Genomic DNA, 20701 nt, shown 5'->3' on the forward strand with positions numbered 1-20701 from the left:
TATTTTTAAATTTCTCTAGGATATGGGATGAGCAAAAAATATCCAATAATTTAGAGAATATAATCTCTATAGTTGCTAGCAAAATTTATACTAGTATAACTAACCCGCCGGAAGGTAATGCAAATATAGGCCAATGGTGCAAGAAGAAATTATGTTGGGATAATATAAAAGATATCGAATTGAGTCTAGAATTTGACGATGATATATTAAGTAGCGTAGAAGAAGAAAAGTATATAAAAAAAGAAGCCAGGAAAGATAAGAAACTTGACGATGAAATAGAGGTTCAATCATTTGTCGTCAAATTTAAAGATTGGGGCAAGATTTTAAAGTATTATGAAAAAGATGAAATAAAGCACCAAATACCTGTGAAACAAATGGATATCTTAACAAAAGTTGCAACTGGAATTATAGTTCTTCCATCCGTAAAGCAGGCTACTATTTTGTATGAACTTTATAAGAATGCCATAAAAGAAGGCTTTTTAATATAGTTGCTTTTTTCATCTCTAATATTTGACAAACTAAATTATATTAATTGTTTTGTTGTGAAATGTTAAGTATTTTTATGAAACATTAAAATAAACAAAGTAACATAAAAATGACCATTTTTGGTAAATAAATAAATAAAAACCAAAGAGGCTACGGATGGGGTTTTAGGGATAAATCCCTAACGAGATACTTTTTGTCGGACTTGTCAGACAAGAAGTATCCTCGCCCAAGCATTAGAATTTGATTTGAAAGATATAATCTATTCTTTACTATATCATGTAGATCGCGCATATATTTAAGATTATATTAATACTATCTGCACTATACTTCTCGTGCAACTTGCGCATATAGATAAGATTTAATTAAGGTTGTAATATGAACCAATTAACGTTAGAAATAGTCAAAATTTTAAAAAATAGCAAAACTTTGCTTGCAAGAACGCAGATAGAAAATGGTGTAGAACGAGCATCAAAAAGAACTATTCAAAACGAGCTAAAAAAGCTAAGCGAGCTAAAGCGAATAAGAGTAGTAGGGCAGGCCTCAAGCACGGCTTATGAAATTTCTAACGAGTATTCTCATTTTGAAAATCGCCTTTTTATTTATCAAAATCAAGTTTTGGTGGGCTATTTGGGCTATGACTACGATAGCTATTATTTTGCATATGATACTGATTTTTTACTTGATGGTAGGCATGGCGTAAAATTTGAAATGCCGATTGATTTTAAAATTTATACGAGCAAGAGCTGTTTTGTGGACTTTGAGGAGTCTTTGCCAGAGGGAATAGATAGAAAAATTTTAATAGATAAGGCTGGCAACGCTACGGAGTTTTTCTTGCTGCTACATAATGATTATAGCAAGAACGATCTTGTGTTTTCTGCTAGTGCTTTAGAATTTAATCGCGAGATAAAACCTCAAAGCTATCTTTCCCAAAAGGCCAAAATTTTAGGAGCTAATACTTTTCCCAATATTTTAAAATACAATGTTGATATAGACGATGTTTCGCTTTTTCCTGGCAAATTTATGAGCGATAGTGAGGAGATAAAGCACGTAAGGACTATGAGTTTGTCCGGCTATCAACATAAACTTCAAGTGGTTGTAGAAAACAACACGATAAAAATAGCTAGCGATAAGGATAATGCGACGTTTTTTATTAAGCCATACGATACGCTCAAAGCCGATGAAAACAGCGACTACTATTTTCCGCATATTGCTATAAACGAGCATTTGCATATGAGTTTTGCTAAGAACGAGTTAGGATTTGACGTGCCGATGAGCGGAGTGTTTAAAAGAGATCAAGATAAAGAGTATCACTACTTTATAAAGTATTTTGATAGGATTAGAGCTTATAAATTTCAGCGAAAAGAGTTTTCTACGTTTATGGGGCTAAATAGCGAGGATAAATATAAAGCCTCATCTGAAAAACTCTTTGATGTGGCGGCCAAGATATTGCCAAGTAGCGAAGATAGGCTTAGAATGATTGAGTACTATTTTTACTCGTTTCTTATTAGACATGAGGATATGCATACTAAAAACATATCGGTTATCTATGATAATGGTAAAATTTTACTGGCTCCTCTTTACGATATTGCCTGCACTGGTTTTTACGAAGGTATCAAAAACTACGAATCACATCTAAGTATAAACGGCAAGCAGACCAATATCAGATATAGCGACTTTATAGAAATACTAAAAAGAGCTAAGGTTGATAGAGCTATGTTTAACGAGTCGGCAAAAAATATAGTAGAAGTCTATATAAAAAAGATGCCAAAGTATATAAAAAAGCTAGAAAAGCTTGATGGGCTATACTTTTACAAAAAAGATAGAGCCAATGCCGAAGACAAAAGAGTCAAAATAAAATCCAAAACTATGCTTGCGGAAGTAATGATGGAGCATTTTGAGCAAAGGTGCGAGACCCTAAAAAGAAATGGATGGTTTGAGAAGTTGGGGATAAAGATATAAGGCTTGATACAAATATTATTAAATAGAAAGGTTGTAGCAAAACATGGGCATTGCTAGTAAATTTGAAAATTTCATTTATATTTTACGTATACCGGATGATAAGATAGCAAAAATATCAGATAGATATAAACAAATTACAAAAAGATTGAACAATGACTTTTGGAATAAAAACTCGGAGAAAGAGCATAGCTTGTATGTTGGTTCATATGGGAGAGATACTGAAACAAAAACCAGCGATATTGACATGTTATTTTGGCTTCCTTATGAGAAATACTCGCAGTATAACAACTATAGCGGGAATGGACAGTCGGCTCTACTCCAGGATGTTAAAGATTCTATTAAAAAGACATATTCACAAACTGACACAAGGGCGGATGGTCAGGTTATTGTTGTTGATTTTAGTGATGGAATTTGTTTTGAAGTTGTGCCTTGTTTTGAAAATAGCGACGATAGTTTTAAACACCCCAACTCCAATAATGGCGGTAGCTGGAAGAGGACAAATCCTAGACCTGAAATAAAAACAATAAAAGATAAAAATAATGAGTGGAATAAAAATTTAAAAAGGTTATGTAGAATGACTAGAGCTTGGAAAGATGAGCATAGCGTACCAATTGGTGGATTATTGATAGATACATTTGCTCATAATTTTTTAGAGAGTTGGGAGTATAAAAATAAATCATATTCGCACTATCATTGGATGATTAGAGACTTTTTTGGGTATTTAAAAAATCAAAATAAAGAGCAAAAATACTGGCATGCGGTAGGTAGTAATCAAAAAATTTATAGAAAAGGGAAATTTGAGAGCAAAGCCCAAAAAGCATATGATGCGTCTTTGGAAGCCATTGAATATGAGGATAAAGGGCATGAGGTAGCTGCCGATAAAAAATGGAAAGAAATATTTGGAACTATTTTTTTAAGAGAAAATAATTCAACAAAATCCCTTAATGAAAAGTATAGGAATACGGAAGAGTTTATTGAGAACAAATTTGACATTGATATAAGGTTTGACTTAGAAATTGATTGTAATGTTACACAGAATGGATTTAGACCATTTAAATTATTAAATATGCTAGCACGAAAAATAAATTTATTGCCAAAAAATAAATTAGAATTTGAAATAATCAAAAATACAGCGGTTGGCGACTATGATATATATTGGAAGGTTCTAAACCGCGGTGATGAGGCCAAGAAAAGAGATGAAATAAGAGGGCAAATAATCAAAGGAGACAAAACCAAAATAGAGCATACTAAATTTAAAGGCAACCATTTAGTAGAGTGTTATATAGTCCAAAACAATGTCGTTGTGGCAAGAGATATAATAGATGTGCCTATTGTAGAGGAGATGAAATGACTAAAGAATTATTGCTAAAACGAATAGCACAGAGTGCTTATAATGTAGGATTTGGTGCAAAGAAACATTTTGCAACCTATGATATTACTTCAAAAGTTCCTGGAATTATTGAGTTCTTATCGTTGGCCATAGGCGTTTTAGCTTTATGTTTTGATGTAGTTGGCACAAAAATAGTTTCAACGTGTTTGATAATTTTTGGAATCATAAGTATTTATATTTCAAAGTACAATGAAAATCAAGTTGAATACAGTAGAGCCGCTAGCGAATTAACCCAAATTTTTAATAGTATGAAAGACTTGTACTATGAAGTAAAGTCTAAAGAAAATACAGAAAATTTAGATACTGACATATCCAAACTAAAAGAACTCGAAGAGGGGTTTTATCGAATTTCAAAACCTAAACAAATAATTTTAAGCGACTGGTTTGCCCACTACAAATTCTTTTGGCAATGGAGAACACATATAAAATGGCTGACTGACGAACTAAGCTTAACGACAAAAGACAAGATTCCATTATCTTTTGTTGTAATTTGTATTTTCATGTTTGTTGGACTATTGATATTAGTATTTTTTGATTGCATCGTAGTATTTTGGGGTATGTTAATAAATTTTTGCTCATGACGCAGTAGAAGTATGGCTTTTATAAGGTCGATATTTAATGAGCATTATTTGTTTAACAAAAAATTATTATAATGTGCCTTATCCTGTGACCGTGATGGATTATAGCTCATATCGTATTGATTTAAGTAAAATATTTTTAAGTATTTAATAAGATTAATTTTTTGGTAATTCTTGTCTCAATGGGTTCTTTTTGAATTTCAAAATTAATGTCTCAATTATTTATCTAAAATCATATTGTAAATTATATAGAGTACCAAGTGTTGCGGCGGTATATGTTTTATCTCGCCCGTGGCGGGATTTTAAGCATAGTTCCGCTTTGAGTGCGAAATCCGGCGTTACTACGCTGTAAGCGTTTTTGAATCTCTAGTATATGACGAGTTAAGAATAGATTATCTTTTTTTATAAGTGAGTAGCCCTTTTTTAAGGCGATTTCGTAGTTCATAACCTCTGTGCTATCTTGGTTTCGTCTATTTGCGCTAAAAATAACTCATCGTGCGTCGTGATAATGTTTTCGATCGCTCTCAAATCTTTTGTCTCTTGCAAAACGAGAGAATTTATCAAAATATCATGGTTTGGAATTATTTTTATAAAGCCGTTTAGTTCGCCTAGTTTTCTTGAGGCTCTATTTAGTGCTTTATAAATTTGCTCGGTAGGCTTAAATCCAGCGGAAGCTCTTACGGTATAAATTCTCTTTTTTGAGTCATTGTGTTTGCCTATATATAATATATACGATTTAAATTTATGGTTTTATTTTTAAACATGGTAAGCGACAAAATCGAACATCTCAGCCCTCCTAATAGTTTTGTTGGATTATACAACTTTTTCTACAAAATTATACTTTATATAATTTCTTCACCATATCCTTACCGCTATCAGGCATCAGCTTTGCATATCTTAGGGTGTGATTGATATCCGAGTGGTTCATGAGCTTTTTTATCGTTAGTATCGGGGTGCCGGCTATGGCTAGATGAGAGGCGAACGTATGCCTTAGCGTGTGTATTACGACTCTATTTGCGCTGTCCTCTGGCGCAAGCCCATCATTAAAGAGTTTGTTTAATAGATGCTGCAAAGCATTTTGGAGGGTGGCATAGGGTTTATCGACAAGAGCATCATTTGGCGAAATTTTCGTGTAAATTTTGTTTATCAACGCCAATGCCTCATCGCTTAAAAATCCCGTATACCTTTTGTTTTCTGGATTTTTGCTTTTAAAGTCGGTTATATTTACGCTCATATTTGAAAGCGATATATCTTTTTTCTTCATATTCAAAATACCTTCAAGCCTAGCTCCAGTACATAAAGCAAGTTCTACGAATAACTCTAGAGCAAAATCTCCTTTGCCAGCTAGCTCTTTGCGCAAAAGCTCGATTTCTATAAGTTCTAAAAATCTCTCTCGTTTATTATCTGGTTTTTTGATCTCTATATCAAATGGACTAAGATGAGATATAAGTTTTTGTTTTATAGCGTAGTTAAAAATCGTTCTTATTATGCCCATGATGGCGTTTGTACGCGACTGTGATAGCTTGCGGCCGGTTCTACTAGACACTGTTTCCTTTATGTTTTTAAAATGCTCTTGTATCATCTCGGAGCTTATCAAGCTAGTAGCGATACTTCCGAATTTACTTTTATGATACTGCTCGTACATGCAGATTTGCTCTTTAATGTTTTCCATTTTATCTGGCGTTTGTTCGAGCTTATAATCAAAAAATGCTTTTGCTATGTCATCAAACTTTAAACCACTTTTAGCAAGCTGTTTTTTGGCTATGCTATCTGGCAGTTCGCCGTTTCTCTTTTTGGTATCATATTCCTTCTTTTTATTATAGGCGTAGGTTACGTTCACACCTTCTGATTTTGAGCCTACTTTTATATCTTTGCCGTCTAGCCTTACGTAAAAAATCATATCGTTATTTTCGGAAATATAAATTCTAACTCCCGGATATTTATTTGTATTTGCAAATTTATTATAAGACATTAAAGCCATTTAAGGTTTCTCCTTTTGCTTAAAAAGTGGCGTAGCATTTTTCCCCCTTTATTTCCCCTCTGTTTTTGTAAAAATACATGATATTCTAAGATAGCTTAGAGTAAACTTAATTGATAAAAGTGCCTATTATAGGGTATTATGTGGTATTTTAGAGGCATATAAAATACTTTAAGAAATGATATTATACGAATCCATCATCCGGAGCCATCTATACTAAAAAATCCTTTTTAAATCCCGATTTTATCGATATTTCAAGAGCTTTAAGTTTTCTTAGTTTTATAAAATTTGTTCCCTATTTGTTCCTAAATTTTTTTAGTATTCCAATTTCTCACTATGTTTTCTGGGTCAATCTAAGATGCCTTATTTTTGTTTTTAAAAACATGAAAATAAGTTTTTACTCTCAATTACTCTAAAATACCCTAAAGAACCATAGAGTATAAAAAATTTTTCTAAAACTATCCAAAAACCATTCAAAATACTAAAAGTAAATGAAAAGTTGCTGTAATTAGTTATGTAAGAACTAAGCAGAAGGAGAAAAATAATATGCTTAATGAGTTATATAACGACCTAGAGTACAAAACGCTTCTTGAGCACATATCTAGCCAATATAAAGGAAAGGTAGTTCTAGGCAGAAAGCAAACCGCAGCGGTTCTTGGTATTGGTATATCCACTCTTGATCTTCGTATATCGCAGGGCAGGGATATTCCACGTTATATCAAAATGGGAGATGCAAAGAATTCTCGAATAGCGTTTGCAATAACTGATATTGCGGCTTATATTTTTCAAAAAAGGGTTAAAACATGCTCTTAATTTCTATAGTAGATAATAAAGAAAAGGATCAAAAATGAGTAATGCCCTTCAAATAGGCGGACACAGCCTAGTTCTTTGTGTAAGAAGCGAATTCTTGACGCTCAAAAAGGCTATTATAAGGTATGAGCACAATGTTAGAGAGGTCAAACACGCCTCTAAGATTGGGTATCTTAGAGGTAACAGCCGAAATAATAGATACATAGTGCTTAATGAGTATGGCAACAACGGCCACATGCGAGAGATCACAGCAGGAGATAAAGAATTTAATGATAAGGAATATATAAAAGCGCTTTTGAGAGAATATCACGAAAAAATGAAAGCCGACTACGAAGCCCAAACTAAAACTTATAAAAACGGCAAGGTGGTAAAGAATCGTTGGCGAGAAAATATGGTCGGGTTTTCCGAAATAGTCATAAGTTTCGGTACCGATCGGAATAAAGAATCCAAAGAGGGACTAAATAAAACCGAAGTAAATTTTATCAACGCTCAGGTCTCGCTTGACAGAGTCCTTAAATTTGCGAGATCGTACTGTGCAAAATATGGTGTAAAGTGTTTATTGATTAGCGAGCACAACGACGAAAAGACTAAACACTATCAACTGATTTTTACGAATTATCTCTTTAAAGAACATAGAAATTTAAGATTCGACGGAAAAGGAAATACGAGTAAATTCGGCAGAAGTATGCAAGAAATGGGAGGGGCGGCATTTGAGGGTATAGCATTGCGCGGCGAGCCTGGTAGCAAGATGAGGCACAAAAATCTAAAGCAAATGCACCGCACTGAAAAAGATTATAGTGCCGAGCAAGAGTTTAAAAATAAAATTAGACAATTGATAGTTAATGAAGCAAGGAAGTATATAAAAAAGGAAAAACCTATGTTCGGTAAAGAATATTTTAGAATAGAAGCCAAGGACAACAAAGCTTTTGTAGAAGACCTTACAAATTTGATTTTAGAGCAAATGCAAAATAATATAAGCATAATTACGGATAGCGAACTAAAGCAAAGAGTGAACGAGCTAACTAGGCAACTTTTAAACAAAGGTGAAGTGATAGCAAAAAATAATAAACTAGAGCAATCTAACGAAGAGCTAATCCAAGAAAACGAAAAGCTAAAAGAGATAAACGCAAATCTAAATAATCAAGATGATATTATAAAAGATAAAAATTTGCGAATAAGTGAGCTTTCGTTGCAACTAATTAAAGAAGAAGATAAAAATATTAAACTACAAAATCAAATAACGGTCCTTGAGACCGACAAAGCCCAAATAGACGAACTGAAACAAAAAGCAAATCAAAAAGACGCCCTGCAAAGCGAGCTTGAAAAAGCCAACGAAGAGCTAAAAAGTAAAGAAAAAACAAATCAGTCTTTGAAACAAAGAAACGAGGAACTAGAAGCATCGCAAAGAAACGAAGAAGCTTTGAAAGAAGACAATGATAGTAAACGACTACAAATCGTTAAACTACAAACTTCTATAAATGGCAAAGACCAAAGAATATCCGAGCTGGAAGGAAAAGTAAAAAACAAAGACGAAACGATAGAAAATTTACAGAATAAGTTATCTATATTATAAAGCTTTAAAACGAAGGTTATTAGTTTTATCTCAAAAATAAGCAATTTAATACCGAATTTTAGTAAGCTATTAGATGACGAGCCTAGAGAAATAAAAAATGAAATAAAAAGCAAAATAGCCGGCAAAGACGGTATGGGGATAGGCTTTTAGTTGGATTGGTTTTTGATTTCGAATATAAAGTTACCAAAATTTTTAGTCAGCATATTTAATAAGCTTCTTTTTTGCCAACATATACCAAGTTATATAATGTGCGAGCTGGTTACACCAAATCTGAGCGTATACCTAGATCTTTTTATACTTTGGTGATGTGGCCGAATTTTGTCAAAAGTTCTTAAAATATAAAAATTTATCCCCCAAACGTCAAAATATTCTTGATAACGCCTATCCATTTAAATATAATCTAGCTAAAAAATTAAAGGATAAATTTGCTTTACAGGTCGCTAACTGTGCTTAGCCTTTGCATCGCGCAGTTTATTTGCATCGGATTTTTCGGCGAGGGACTCGTTAGCATCCTGCGTCAAGACGGTTTTAGTTTAGAGCGCGTCGGCGCGCTTAGAGGGCTTGGACTTTTCGCGGTTTTGGCTTTTTTGTGGTCGCCGTTTATCGACGCTATAGCGCTAAAAATAGGCGGTTACAAAAAGATTATCCTAGTCTTTCAGTGCCTTACTTTGGCGATTTTATATGCGGTTTCGCTTCTAAATCCGCGCGACGATTTACCTGCTGTAATCGCTTTAGCGGTGCTTTTGGCCTTTATCTCGGCCACCTGGACGATGACGTCGAACGCATTTTTTATTAAAATTTCAAACAGCTCAAATTTAAGCTTCACAAACGCCCTCAAGCTTAGCGGCGGATTGATAGGACACGTATCCGGTAACGGCCTAACGCTCGTAATCTACGCAAAATTCGGCTGGAGCGAGGCGAATTTATTCTTGACGTCTTTGATAGCGGTTTCCTTGCTTAGCCTTGCTTTCTTTAAAGAGCCTGAGCGCGTAAACGCCGGCGAGGGGCTGGATTTTAGGGCGATGTTTGGCTTTTTTAAGGGTAAAAAGGCTTGGCTTAGCGTGCTTTTCGTACAATCTATCGGTATCTGCGCGGCGTTTGGACTGCTTAGTCCGATGCTTGTAGATATCGGCTGGAAGCTGGAAGATATCGGCGAGGTCTTGCACATATACGGCACGATATTTGGCTTCGCGGGTGCGCTCGCGGCGGGCTTTGCGGTAAAAAAGCTAGGCACCAAAAGAGCCTTTTTATACGCCGTAGCGATGCAGACGCTAGGCATCCTGGCCATCTGGTTACCTATTGTCGGCTGGACGGACCGCGCGTCGGTACTTTTTGCTTCGAGCGCGGCGTATGCGGTATATATGGCGCAAGCGACGATAATTTCCACGATGATGATGCAACGTGCCTCGGGACGGCGACCCGCTAGCGAATACGCCGTGCAAAGCAGCTTAAGTATGACATTTCAGATATTTTCGTTTTATCTCGGAACGCTTTTGGCGGGGACGTTGGGTTACGGAGCGGTCGTGCTGGGCGCGGCGGCGTTTTGCGTTTTGAGCCTAGTTTATTTTATAAAGATTTATAAATTTATCTAGCGGATTACGATTTTGCGGGATTTAAGTCGCCGTCTAGTACAAAAAACTGCGTAAAATTTATTTCGCAGAGTTTTGCAAATCGCTTTGCAGATTTAGCCCGCGTCGGCAATGCGGATTAAATGCACCCGAACGCAAGACCGAATTTAAGTCTCGGGCGCAAAAAAGGCGGTAAATTTAATCCCGCATCAAGCAAACCCGCTCGCAACGAGAGAAAAACCGCAAAACGAGCTTATTTGGCTCGTAAAATTTACGCAAAAGCTAAATTTACAACCTCTCTTTGATGATCTTTAAAAAATCCAAAAGCGCCTTTGCGCTATGATGAGGCGTATCCTGGGCGGCGATTAGTTCGCAGTTCGGTAGCATCCTCGACACTTGCGAAGCGACGGCAAAAGGTACTTCCTCGTCGGCTCTGGAGTGATACATAAGCACGCTTTGCGAGACGTCTTTTAGCTCAAATCCCCACGGCCTAGCTTGGAGCCAGAGGTCAAAGCCGATGCCGTTAAGCTGCGCTTTTATCGCTTCTTTTAGCGCACCCTTAGCCTGCGAGCCGTATTTTTCCCACGCCGTTTGCGCCGTATTTTCAGGCGTATTGTGCGATGCAAAATCATAAATTTCCTTTATGTGCGCATAGTCGGAGTAGCTTGTCAAAAGCTCGGGCGGGGCGTTAAATCCGCTTAGTATAAATACCTTTTTCGCCTCTTCGCCGCAAGCTACTGCCGTAGCGTAGGCGTAAGCCGCGCCCACCGACTCGCCCAGCACGCTAAATTCGCCCAAATTTAACGCCGAGAAAAACTCTTTTAGGCGCAGGGCGAATTTTAAAAAACTATCATCCGCGCTAAAAAGCGAGCTGTTAAAATGCCCGCTTCTATATATCAAAATAAGCCTTATTTGATTTTTATCGCAGAAATTTATCAAGGTATTTTGCGGAAAAATCATCAGCGGATGATGATAAACCAAAACATCTTTAAAATCGCTACCAAAGTCGTCGTAGCTTAGATTTTCGCCGCTTTTAAATTTAAAATTTTTCATCTTTTTCCTTAAAATTTATATTCAAATTTTACGCCGATCTCGCGAGGGTCGGACAGGTAGTGCATAGTGGCGTATTTTACGTCGTTATCTTTGTCGAAAAGATTATTAGCGTAAATATAAACGTTGATATTTTTGTGATTAAAGCCTACTTTTGCATCGACGGTCGCGTAGCCTGCGTTTTCTACGACATTGGCCTTATCGGTATAAAATTTGCTCTGTCCTCGCAAAAATGCCGCCGCGTAAAATCCGCTTGGAGCCTCATATGAAAGCCCTGCGCCATAAGTTAGCCTTGGCGCGTAATAGACGTATTTGCCGCTATAATCGCCCTGTGCGTCTTTGTAGTCTTTAAAGACGCTTTTTGCGTAGCCCAAATTTGCGCTAAGCTTTAATCCGTCCGCCAAAAGCACGGCGCCGTCTAGTTCAAAGCCTTGGGAGCGCGCCTTGCTGGCGTTCTCTGCCACCGTGATATTAGGCGCTACAATGACGCTTACTACTTGCTTGTTTTTGATATCGGCGCGAAAAACGGCGGTGCCTAGCTCAAACCGCTCCCAAGCCCCCTTTACGCCGACTTCGTAGCTAGTCATAGTCTCTTTATCGTACCATTTTTTAGACGTAGGCGAGGCGGCCCAAAAACCGCCCGGCTTATAACCCTTAGATACGCTCGCATACGCCGTAACCTCGTCGTTTATAGCGTATTTTAGTCCAATCTTGGGTGATAGCGCGCTATATGAATCGCTTAAATTTTCGCCGTTCATGCGGTTTTGAAATTTGACACTATCTTTGTCGAATCTAGCTCCCAAAATAACCGAAAAATCAAGCGGCAGATAAATTTCATTATGCGTAAAAACGCCGTAGTTTTTACTTCTGGTTTTGTTATTTTGCAGCGAGCGAATACCGCCGAACATCACGCTGTTTACGCTACTTCGCACGTCTCTTTGCGTAGCGCCCGCTGCAGCGCCTAGGACGAATTTGCCATACGCGTTATCGGCGCTAAATCTAAACTCCTGCGTAAAATCCTTTCTGTCCTCTTTGTAATACACATCCAACAAGGACGCGGGGCGATGATCACCGTCGTAACTACTGTCGTTTTTATAATCCCTGAAAGTCGTAAGCGAAGTAAGGGCATAGTCGCTCGATTTATATTCTGCCTTTAGCGATGCTTCGTAGTTTTTGGCGTTTTCTTCGCCCTCCATGCCGTTGGCGTAGCGCGTTCTATTGGCTGCGCTAGGCAAATTCGATCTTTGCGCGCCGTTAGCTATCTTGTAATGGTTTTGAATAAGATCCACCGTAAGCTCGTCCGTAGGTAAAAATCTAAAGTAAATTTTGCCGTAAAGGGTATCTTTGTAGTCGTCGCTTTTGTTTAAATTTTCGTTATACATAAAGCCGTTTTTCTTTTCGCTAAAACCGGTAAAACTAGCCAGAAATTTATCCTTTACTATCGCTCCGCCCGCGCTAAAACTAATACCACGCAGGCTATCCTCGCCAAGCTTTAGTCCGATCTTTGCTTGCGGTTCGTTGGTAGGAGCTTTGGAGACCGCATTTATCACGCCTGCGTAGGCATTTTTGCCGTAAAGCGCGCTTTGAGGCCCTTTTAGGATCTCGATACGCTCGATATCCTCCAAAAATACGTAGTTACCGTAAGTGCCAAGATAACTAATGCCGTCCAGATAAAGCCCGACGTTTGGGCTATCAAATGCGTAATCGCTCGTCACGCCGCGCATGATAAAAAGCGAAATGCCTCCGCCTTGCAAAAACGATAAATTTGACGATGCGCTCCTAAGCCCGTTTAGATCCTTCGCTTCTCTAAGCCGCAACTCTTTTTCGTCCAGCACGCTCACCGCAGCCGCCACCTCGCTAGCGTTTTCATCGATCTTTTGAACCGATACGCTGACCTCATCCAACCTCACAGCGGGAGCCGCTATCGCTAGCGCCGCAACCGCACTTAAAAGCAAAATTTTTCTCACTTTAGACTCCTTTTATAATTTCTTTACTTTAAGGATAGTATAATATTTTTGAAATTTATTATCAACCCGAAATTTACAAATGACGGATTTATTTTTATATTTAAAGGAAAAATTTGCGCACGGTATCCGCAGACGTTTTTATGGATAAATTTAATAGCAGCGAAGACGGAGTTTTGGCTGGTCTTGGCGTCAAAATCCGCGCCAAAAATATAGCGCTAAGCGATGAAATAGCCTTCGGCGCGATAAAAATGGACGCCAAAGATGACACCAAAATAGTCGGCGATTTTCACGCTTTGCGGGGCTGCTTTATAAATTTCACCCTACAAGGAGGCATCAGCCTAAGCTCGGCGAATGGCAAAATCGAATACAAAAGCGGACTATCCACGATCAGCTCGGTCGATCTACCAAGCTCGGATCAAGAGATTTACGGTGGCGCGCACGCGGGAATAAATTTATTCCTAGAAAACTCGTTTATGAGCGCAAATTTCGGCGATCTTATCGAGCTTGGCGCAAATAAACTCGTCTCGCAAAACGACACCTGCGCCGTAAATAAAATTTTATTAAACCAAATTTTATCGCTAAACGCCGACGAGCCGCTTGAAAGACTGCTTTTAGAAAGTAAAATTTTAGAGCTTATTTATAACGAATTCAGCCGCCTAAAATGCCCAAATAAGAATGTTATACTAGACGAAGTGGACAAAAACGCGCTACAAAAAGCTAGGCAAATTTTAAGCAAAGATATCAAAAATCCGCCGTCTATAAAAGAGCTTTCAAAACAGGTGCGGCTGAACGAATTTAAGCTTAAAGTCGGCTTTAAAAGTTTGTTTGGGCAAACTCCTTACGAATTTTTACGCGAAGAGCGAATGAAGCGAGCGCTGGCGATGTTGCAAGGTTCAGAGCTAAATATCGCCGAAATTTCGGCTGCGACGGGCTTTAAAAATCAAAGCCACTTCAGCAAGCTTTTTTGCGATTATTACGGCACGGCACCCAAAAATTTGATGAAAAATAGAAAATATTATTATTGATTTTACGAGATTTGCCCGTAAATTTGCCGCAAACGGCGCTCAAAAGCCTGTTAAGATAATATTTCTAGTGATGACCACATATAAAAATATGCTCAAATTAGCAGTGCTTACCAAGGCGTATATTGTACGCCGCTTATGCTTGCAAATCGGAAGCTTTTATAAGCTTTTAACGAATGATCGTTAAAAGCTTCCTATTAAAAAACTTAGACGTTTTATCTACGAAAAATCATTTTCGAGCGATGAAGTTTCGTCTAAGTTTTTATATTTTTCTTTTGCTCGGCCAAAGAAAAATATCGGCCGTCTGCCAAGACCTTACAGCAAACTCATTTGAGTTTGCTAAGTAAGTATTAACATATTGTCTTATGTAGGGGTTGTTTATTCTTGATGTTTTGATAAATGATATCAAGCTCTAAGACTGCATGATGGAATTTGAAGCGATTGTTTTTATTAAGTTAAAGTAAATTTTGGTTTATATGGAAATTTACTTTTATTTTTTTATTTGGTATTTTAGCACAAATTTTAAAATTAAGATGTTGCTAGTATTCTTATAGCATAAATAAGTATTAAAGTAGAGATTGTTTTTGAGCAAGAAATAAGAATCAAAAAGAAGAGCATTTTGTGCGGGGTTAAGATTGTTTAATAAAACAAGCATCGCTATAATATAGCCGTATTCGTTTTCGCAGTCGTATTAAAACCCTCGTTTTAGTTGCGTTTTAAATATGTTCATGCTATAAGAGTCTTACTTTTCCAAATCTTAACTATCGTATCCGCAAGAACGCTGTCTTGAGAATCAACAAAGCTTAATTTTTCTCCTGTATTGACTTGAGTATTTGTTAGATAATTAATCTTACTTACACTATCGCCACTCTTTTGCCGCAAGCTTTTATGTAGTTAAAGAATGTTTTATACTTGATATTATACGCCCCGCTTTCTATTCTAGCTACGGCTGATTGGGTTATGCCCATCCTTTTAGCTACCTCGCTTTGAGTTAGCCCAGCCTCGTTTCTAGCGTCTATCAAAGCTTCTATGGCTTTATATTCGTCCTCCAGCGCATCGTATTGCGCTTTAAATTCGGGGTTTTAAAACTTCTCTAAAATTAACGGTTGCCATCTTTAAACTCCTTTAATCTTTGTTCTACCAAATTTAGTATACTTTTAGGTATCTTTTGTGTCTTCTTAACAAAAGTTAGTAGGATTATTATTCTTTTGCCGATTTCATAACAATATATGCTTCTAGCTATTCCTTCATCCGACTTTATGCGTATCTCGAACAGCCCGTCTTTTATGCTTTTAGTGTACGGCTCTCCCAAGGTATTACCCCTAGCCTCTAAGAGCTCGAACATTTATAGCCTCTTTTGTCTAAGTCCGGTCGGCAGCTCCAAGAACTCGTCTTTTATGGCTTCGCTTGCAAACTCTACGCTCCACATTGCAACCCTTCTGCGTAACTAAGCCTTATTATGTCATATATGATATAAAATGCAGTTTTTTACACATTTGTCGCCGAATAAATAACTTGTATAAACCTACTCATACAACGTCTCCACCATCTCTCTTCCGCTGTCTGGCATCAGCTTAGCGTATCTTAGAGTATGATTGATATCGGAGTGATTCATTAGCTTTTTTATCGTTAGTATCGGAGTGCCTTTTATAGCAAGATGCGAAGCGAACGTATGCCTAAGGGTATGAATAACTACTCTATTGGTTGCGTCGCTTATATCTAAATTTTGATTAAAGAGCTTATTAAGTAACGGCTGTAAGACGTTTTGAATAGTAGCTTTTGGTTTATTTACCAAAGAGTCGTTCGGAGACAGGGCGGTATAAATTTGATTTATCATTCCTAACGCTTTTTTGCTTAAAAATCCAGCATAAGTGCTCTTTGTCTTAAAATCGCTTATAGTAACTGATTTAGTGGATAGTGCTAAATCCTTTTTCTTGATGTTTAAAATTCCCTCCAACCTAGCTCCTGTGCATAAAGCCAGCTCCACGAATAGCTCTAACGCAAAGTCTTCTTTACTTGCTACTTCTTTGCGCAAAAGCTCTATCTCTATAAGCTCTAAAAATCTCTCTCGTTTGTTATTCGGTTTTTTTAGTTCTATCTTGTATGGGCTAATGTGATTAATTAGGCCTACTTTTATGGCGTGATTAAAAATCGTCCTAACTATGCCCATTATGGCATTGATGCGAGATTGCGATAATTTACGTTTGGTTTTAGGGGAGATGATTTGAGAGATATCCTTATGGTGCTTGCTTATCATCTCGGCTGTTATCTGCGTCGCAGCTAGATCTCCCAATTTACCCTTATGGTAAATTTCATAATCCTGCCTTTGTTCTTTTATATTGGTAGCGTTATCGGGCTCTTTTCTAGTTTAAAGCCGAAAAAGGCGTCCGCGATCTTGTCAAATTTAAGCGAGTTTTTGTTGTTCTTGGTTACTACTAAATTTAAGCAGACTAAAACCAACCCAAAATCATAAAGCCTTACAAGCTAAATAAATTTAAAATGGATATTTATGATTTCCTATGCCTTCGACGGTGATCCATTTTAGCTCGGTCATCTCCTCGATAGAAAAATGCCCGCCCTCGCGACCCAGCCCGCTCATTTTTACTCCGCCGAAAGGAATATGCGCCTCGTCTTGCAACGAAGGACCGTTTACGTGTAGCACCCCTGTTTCTATTTCCTCGGCGCAGCGCAGATAGTTGGCGACATTTTGAGTGATGACGGTCGCGCTTAGTCCATAATCCGTACTATTGGCTAGTTCTATGGCTTCATCTAAATCTCGCGCTTTGATAATAGCCGCAACCGGCCCAAACGCCTCGGTTGAAAAGATTTTCATACTCGGCGTAACATCCGCGACGGTGGTCCGCATATAAAAGTTGTTTTCGCTCGTGCCGCCGGTTAGCACACACACGCCTTTTTTCTTTGCGTCAATAACCAAATCATCGATAAATTCGCATTGTTTACGCTCGATAAGCGGTCCGATAACAGTGCGCGCATCGGTCGGATCGCCGACTTGTAAAAATTTAACTTTTTCCGTAAATTTGGAGACGAAATCGTCATAAATTTTTTCATGCACTATGATTCGCGAGCCTGCCATGCAAATTTGACCCTGATGCATAAAGATACCGAAAAACGCGGTATCTATGGCGTAGCTAACATCCGCATCCTCAAGAACGAGAACAGGACTTTTCCCGCCTAGCTCAAGGGTGCATTTTTTCATATTTTTCGCCGCGCTTTGAGCTATATGCCTGCCGACCTTGGTCGAACCCGTAAACGTTATCATGGATATACGCTTATCTTCTTGAAATGTTTCGCCAAGCACGCTACTTGAGCACGGAATGATATCTAGCACGCCGGCTGGCAAACCGGCCTCTTGCATGATTTCGCCGAACACCAAGCCGCAAACTGGCGTATTTGACGATGGTTTTAATACAAAGCTATTGCCCGCCGCTATGGCAAAGGCAAATTTTTTACTGCTTAGAATCATTGGCGCATTAAACGGCGAAATTCCGGCGATCACTCCCCGCGGACGACGAATGGCATACGAAAAAACCCCGTCGTCGTTTGAAACGAAAGTTTGACCGGTTACGCGTCTAGCCTCACCCGCCGCAACGCGGAATATATCGCTAACGATGCTAATTTCAAAGTTGCATTTTACGATCGTCGAGCCGCTTTCTCGTATCAATATATCCCTAATATCATCCGCCCTTCTTTCAAAAATTTCAGTCGCCCTTAAAAGCACGGCTTCTTTTTCGCGAGGGGTCGTTTTTGCCCAAAGCTTTTGCGCTATATAAGCGCTTGCGATGGCTAGTTCGATGTCCTCTTTGCTAGCCATATGCACTTTGGCAAACACCGAACCGTTGGCGGGATTTATGCTATCTACGATGGTGTCGGCGCTCGAGCTTACATACTTGCCTTGTACTCTTTCACGATATTTTCCTTGTTTGGTTTTTAAAGCCTGATTATATATTAGAAAATTTTACCGTATATTAAATTTGCCCAGTTTTCAGAAAGACCCTGCAGGTAAAGCTCTCCACCTAGCTCATCCGTGTCGTCAATGCAAAGTAGAAATTTAAATTTCATTTTAAAAACCTCGATTTTTAAGTCAAATTTAACTATGCATGAAATAAAATTAATTTTTTATATTTTGATAATTTCAACTTCGTTAAAAACGTATTTTATAAAATATATAATAAAAATTTCATTTTCAAGGAGTTGCTAATGAAAAGGATTGGCCTGATCGCCTGCTGTGCTGCGATGGCACTACACGGCGAAGTGTTTACGCTAGGACAAGTCGAAGTCGTAGAAAGCGTAGGTGGCATACAAAAAAGCGACACGAACGTCGTGACTATCGATGAGCAACAGATGCAAAAGAATGAGATAAAGCGTCTCTCGGAAGTCGCTTACAGCACGCCTGGCGTTTACGTAGATAAAAAAGGCCCGCGCGCCGAGCAAAATTTCTACGTTCGCGGCTTTGACGCGCGCAGAGTGCCGCTATTTATCGATGGTATTCCTGTTTACGTGCCTTATGATGGTAGCTCGGACTTTGGGCGATTTACGACGTTTGATCTTAGCAGGATCGATATCTTAAAGGGCTCTAGCTCCGTGCTTTATGGCCCAAATACGATGGGCGGCGCGATAAATTTGATCACCAAAAAGCCGACGAAAGAGTTTGAGGGTAGCGTCGGCTACGGCTTTGAGACGGGCAAAAACGCCAAAACCTACGGTAACAACGTTGATTTCAGTATCGGCACCAAGCAAGAGCTATTTTACGTGCAAGCCGGCGGTAGTTATATGGAGGATGCGGGACAGTAGCTCTCTCACGACTTTAAACCGGGCGTTACTCGCAACGAAGACGGCGGCAGACGCGATAACTCCGTACAGCGCGATAAGAAATTTAATATAAAATTCGGCTTTATGCCAAACGAAACCTACGAGTACGCCATCGCCTATATCAATCAAAAAGGCGAAAAAGAGCAGCCGTACTACACCGGCCATTACGCCAGATACAACATGGCAAAACGCTTTTGGGAGTGGCCGAAATGGGACAAAGAAAGCATATATTGGCTATCTCATACGCAGTTCGCAAATAGTCTTTATGTAAACACCAAAGCTTTTGCAGATGAGTTTAAAAACGAGATGTATGACATAAACAATCTTGAAGATAGCAAATATAAGGATAAATCGTACGGCTTTGGCTTGGAGCTTGGCGGCGATATAGGCGACAAAGATACGCTTAAATTTGCCACAAGCTACAAAAAAGATAAGCACATGGGATATAAGATACACTACACTGGCCCGTTTGGTACGGAGCCGACCGTAACATTTGCGGATAAGGCTTACAGCTTTGCACTTGAAAATACTTATAAATTTACGGATTTTACTAAGTTGATCTTAGGCGTTAGTTACGACACGAGAGATGCTGTAAAAGCCGAAGACTATATCCAGTTTCGAGGTGGTGGCGGCGGAGGTAGAAATCCCGCCAACTACAAGCTAACCTCTTTTGACGTAGGCAAAAAGCATGCCTTTAACTACCAAGCTGCCATCAAACACAGTTTTGATGGCAATGACGAACTAAGCCTAAGCTATGCCAAAAAGACCTATTTTGCCAGTATGAAAGATAGGTATAGCGAGAAGTTTGGGCGAAATTTTGCAAACCCGTATCTAAAACCTGAAGTAGCAAATCACTATGAAATCGGCTATCAAAGGAGTTTCGGCGAGTTTTTGAGGCTAGAAACAGCGATATTTTACTCAAAAGTTAAAGATGCCATAGGAACTACGAGTGTTACTAAATTTGCACAAACCAGAGAGATGAACGTAAACGTCGACAAGGCTTATTATAAAGGCTTTGAGCTTGGTGCAGCCTATTTTGCAACGCAAAATTAGAGCTAGGCGGCAACTACACTTATATGAGCGCAAAATACAAAGAAGCTGGCAAAGACGCGCTGGTCTATGATCTACCAAAACACAAAGGATTTTTATATGCAGATTATAAATTTATGCCAAAACTTAGCCTATATCTCTCTCAAGAGTTAAGCTCAAGTATGTGGTCTAGAGTGCCAACTGGCAGAACTACGCACATAGATCACAAAATCGCTGGATTTGGCGTGACAAATGTAAAGCTTACCTACAAACCGACGGAGAATTTAAGCGTAGAGGCCGGCATTTCAAATTTGTTTGATAAAAACTACGAGTATAGAGAAGGCTATCCGGAAGAGGGAAGGGTGTTTTTCACGAATTTAAGATATAAATTCTAATTAGAATTTGCAAGGCGGATCGTTCCAAAAATGCTCGGTCCGCCAAAATTTTTAACTCTATTTATA

At 38.5% G+C, this 20701-nt stretch carries 19 protein-coding genes and 1 pseudogene; 11 read left to right on the plus strand and 9 right to left on the minus strand.

Features of this window, described 5'->3' with window-relative positions:
- From Q0386_RS03235 to Q0386_RS03250, 4 genes are all read left to right on the plus strand, one after another.
- On the plus strand, nt 1–488 hold a 488-nt coding region (locus tag Q0386_RS03235), incomplete at its 5' end, for a hypothetical protein (RefSeq protein ID WP_299027018.1).
- Between the two features lie 373 nt (nt 489–861).
- Nucleotides 862–2445: a type II toxin-antitoxin system HipA family toxin gene (locus Q0386_RS03240; RefSeq protein ID WP_299027022.1), complete on the plus strand. Its 1584-nt coding sequence runs from the start codon at nt 862–864 to the stop codon at nt 2443–2445.
- A 43-nt stretch (nt 2446–2488) separates the two neighbouring features.
- Nucleotides 2489–3796 carry a hypothetical protein gene (locus Q0386_RS03245; RefSeq protein ID WP_299027025.1) on the plus strand — a complete coding sequence of 436 codons (1308 nt, stop codon included), beginning with the start codon at nt 2489–2491 and terminating at the stop codon, nt 3794–3796.
- Entirely contained in the window at nt 3793–4416 is a 624-nt protein-coding gene (locus tag Q0386_RS03250) for an SLATT domain-containing protein (protein WP_299027028.1), read from the plus strand. Before Q0386_RS03245 ends, Q0386_RS03250 begins: the two co-directional genes overlap by 4 nt.
- A gap of 257 nt (nt 4417–4673) precedes the next feature.
- On the opposite strand, the pseudogene Q0386_RS10180 reads toward Q0386_RS03250, so the two are convergent.
- Nucleotides 4674–5081, minus strand: a pseudogene (locus tag Q0386_RS10180) (Fic/DOC family N-terminal domain-containing protein); the annotation flags it as partial.
- Between the two features lie 167 nt (nt 5082–5248).
- Nucleotides 5249–6394: a site-specific integrase gene (locus Q0386_RS03260; RefSeq protein ID WP_299027031.1), complete on the minus strand. Its 1146-nt coding sequence runs from the start codon at nt 6392–6394 to the stop codon at nt 5249–5251.
- A 543-nt stretch (nt 6395–6937) separates the two neighbouring features.
- On the opposite strand from Q0386_RS03260, the gene Q0386_RS03265 reads away from it, so the two are divergent.
- From Q0386_RS03265 to Q0386_RS03275, 3 genes are all read left to right on the plus strand, one after another.
- Nucleotides 6938–7204, plus strand: a complete 267-nt coding sequence (locus Q0386_RS03265; RefSeq protein WP_299027034.1) for a hypothetical protein — start codon at nt 6938–6940, stop codon at nt 7202–7204.
- A gap of 34 nt (nt 7205–7238) precedes the next feature.
- Nucleotides 7239–8774 (plus strand): hypothetical protein, encoded by a 1536-nt coding sequence (locus tag Q0386_RS03270; protein WP_299027037.1) that lies wholly within the window; start codon nt 7239–7241, stop codon nt 8772–8774.
- Nucleotides 8775–9199: 425 nt separating this feature from the next.
- On the plus strand, nt 9200–10366 hold the full coding sequence (locus Q0386_RS03275; protein ID WP_299027040.1) for an MFS transporter: 1167 nt from the start codon (nt 9200–9202) through the stop codon (nt 10364–10366).
- A gap of 264 nt (nt 10367–10630) precedes the next feature.
- On the opposite strand, the gene Q0386_RS03280 is transcribed toward Q0386_RS03275, so the two are convergent.
- Both Q0386_RS03280 and Q0386_RS03285 read right to left on the minus strand, forming a co-directional pair.
- Nucleotides 10631–11395: a hypothetical protein gene (locus tag Q0386_RS03280; RefSeq protein ID WP_298793033.1), complete on the minus strand. Its 765-nt coding sequence runs from the start codon at nt 11393–11395 to the stop codon at nt 10631–10633.
- 8 nt (nt 11396–11403) lie between these two features.
- Nucleotides 11404–13359, minus strand: a complete 1956-nt coding sequence (locus tag Q0386_RS03285) for a TonB-dependent receptor (protein ID WP_299027044.1) — start codon at nt 13357–13359, stop codon at nt 11404–11406.
- Between the two features lie 113 nt (nt 13360–13472).
- Here Q0386_RS03285 and Q0386_RS03290 point away from each other — a divergent pair, with 113 nt between their 5' ends.
- Nucleotides 13473–14384 (plus strand): AraC family transcriptional regulator, encoded by a 912-nt coding sequence (locus tag Q0386_RS03290; RefSeq protein WP_298793037.1) that lies wholly within the window; start codon nt 13473–13475, stop codon nt 14382–14384.
- Nucleotides 14385–15235: 851 nt separating this feature from the next.
- On the opposite strand, the gene Q0386_RS03295 is transcribed toward Q0386_RS03290, so the two are convergent.
- From Q0386_RS03295 to Q0386_RS03315, 5 genes are all read right to left on the minus strand, one after another.
- Nucleotides 15236–15403, minus strand: a complete 168-nt coding sequence (locus tag Q0386_RS03295) for a helix-turn-helix domain-containing protein (protein ID WP_367272387.1) — start codon at nt 15401–15403, stop codon at nt 15236–15238.
- Nucleotides 15404–15480: 77 nt separating this feature from the next.
- Nucleotides 15481–15726, minus strand: a complete 246-nt coding sequence (locus Q0386_RS03300) for a type II toxin-antitoxin system RelE/ParE family toxin (RefSeq protein ID WP_299027047.1) — start codon at nt 15724–15726, stop codon at nt 15481–15483.
- A gap of 180 nt (nt 15727–15906) precedes the next feature.
- Nucleotides 15907–16674, minus strand: a complete 768-nt coding sequence (locus Q0386_RS03305; protein WP_299027050.1) for a site-specific integrase — start codon at nt 16672–16674, stop codon at nt 15907–15909.
- Between the two features lie 41 nt (nt 16675–16715).
- Complete coding sequence (locus Q0386_RS03310) at nt 16716–16841, minus strand: hypothetical protein (RefSeq protein WP_299027053.1); 126 nt, start codon at nt 16839–16841, stop codon at nt 16716–16718.
- A 34-nt stretch (nt 16842–16875) separates the two neighbouring features.
- On the minus strand, nt 16876–18348 hold the full coding sequence (locus Q0386_RS03315) for an aldehyde dehydrogenase family protein (protein WP_299027077.1): 1473 nt from the start codon (nt 18346–18348) through the stop codon (nt 16876–16878).
- Nucleotides 18349–18599: 251 nt separating this feature from the next.
- Between Q0386_RS03315 and Q0386_RS03320 the strand changes: the two genes are divergently transcribed.
- From Q0386_RS03320 to Q0386_RS03330, 3 genes are all read left to right on the plus strand, one after another.
- Nucleotides 18600–19193, plus strand: coding sequence for a TonB-dependent siderophore receptor (locus tag Q0386_RS03320; protein ID WP_299027057.1), 594 nt, complete (start codon nt 18600–18602; stop codon nt 19191–19193).
- Nucleotides 19194–19295: 102 nt separating this feature from the next.
- Nucleotides 19296–20264, plus strand: a complete 969-nt coding sequence (locus Q0386_RS03325; RefSeq protein ID WP_299027060.1) for a TonB-dependent siderophore receptor — start codon at nt 19296–19298, stop codon at nt 20262–20264.
- A gap of 23 nt (nt 20265–20287) precedes the next feature.
- A complete protein-coding gene (locus Q0386_RS03330; RefSeq protein WP_269430626.1) occupies nt 20288–20635 on the plus strand; it encodes a TonB-dependent receptor in 348 nt (115 codons plus the stop codon).
- Nucleotides 20636–20701: the final 66 nt, after the last annotated feature.

Source organism: uncultured Campylobacter sp. (genome assembly GCF_938045625.1).
Taxonomy (GTDB): Bacteria; Campylobacterota; Campylobacteria; order Campylobacterales; family Campylobacteraceae; genus Campylobacter_A.

Excerpts from the sequence above, each read along its gene's own strand:
- Q0386_RS03240 (WP_299027022.1), top strand. The coding sequence starts at position 862 with ATGAACCAATTAACGTTAGAAATAGTCAAAATTTTAAAAAATAGCAAA.
- Q0386_RS03245 (WP_299027025.1), top strand. The coding sequence starts at position 2,489 with ATGGGCATTGCTAGTAAATTTGAAAATTTCATTTATATTTTACGTATA.
- Q0386_RS03250 (WP_299027028.1), top strand. The coding sequence starts at position 3,793 with ATGACTAAAGAATTATTGCTAAAACGAATAGCACAGAGTGCTTATAAT.
- Q0386_RS03260 (WP_299027031.1), bottom strand. The coding sequence starts at position 6,394 with ATGGCTTTAATGTCTTATAATAAATTTGCAAATACAAATAAATATCCG.
- Q0386_RS03265 (WP_299027034.1), top strand. The coding sequence starts at position 6,938 with ATGCTTAATGAGTTATATAACGACCTAGAGTACAAAACGCTTCTTGAG.
- Q0386_RS03270 (WP_299027037.1), top strand. The coding sequence starts at position 7,239 with ATGAGTAATGCCCTTCAAATAGGCGGACACAGCCTAGTTCTTTGTGTA.
- Q0386_RS03280 (WP_298793033.1), bottom strand. The coding sequence starts at position 11,395 with ATGAAAAATTTTAAATTTAAAAGCGGCGAAAATCTAAGCTACGACGAC.
- Q0386_RS03300 (WP_299027047.1), bottom strand. The coding sequence starts at position 15,726 with ATGTTCGAGCTCTTAGAGGCTAGGGGTAATACCTTGGGAGAGCCGTAC.
- Q0386_RS03320 (WP_299027057.1), top strand. The coding sequence starts at position 18,600 with ATGAAAAGGATTGGCCTGATCGCCTGCTGTGCTGCGATGGCACTACAC.
- Q0386_RS03325 (WP_299027060.1), top strand. The coding sequence starts at position 19,296 with ATGCCAAACGAAACCTACGAGTACGCCATCGCCTATATCAATCAAAAA.
- Q0386_RS03330 (WP_269430626.1), top strand. The coding sequence starts at position 20,288 with ATGAGCGCAAAATACAAAGAAGCTGGCAAAGACGCGCTGGTCTATGAT.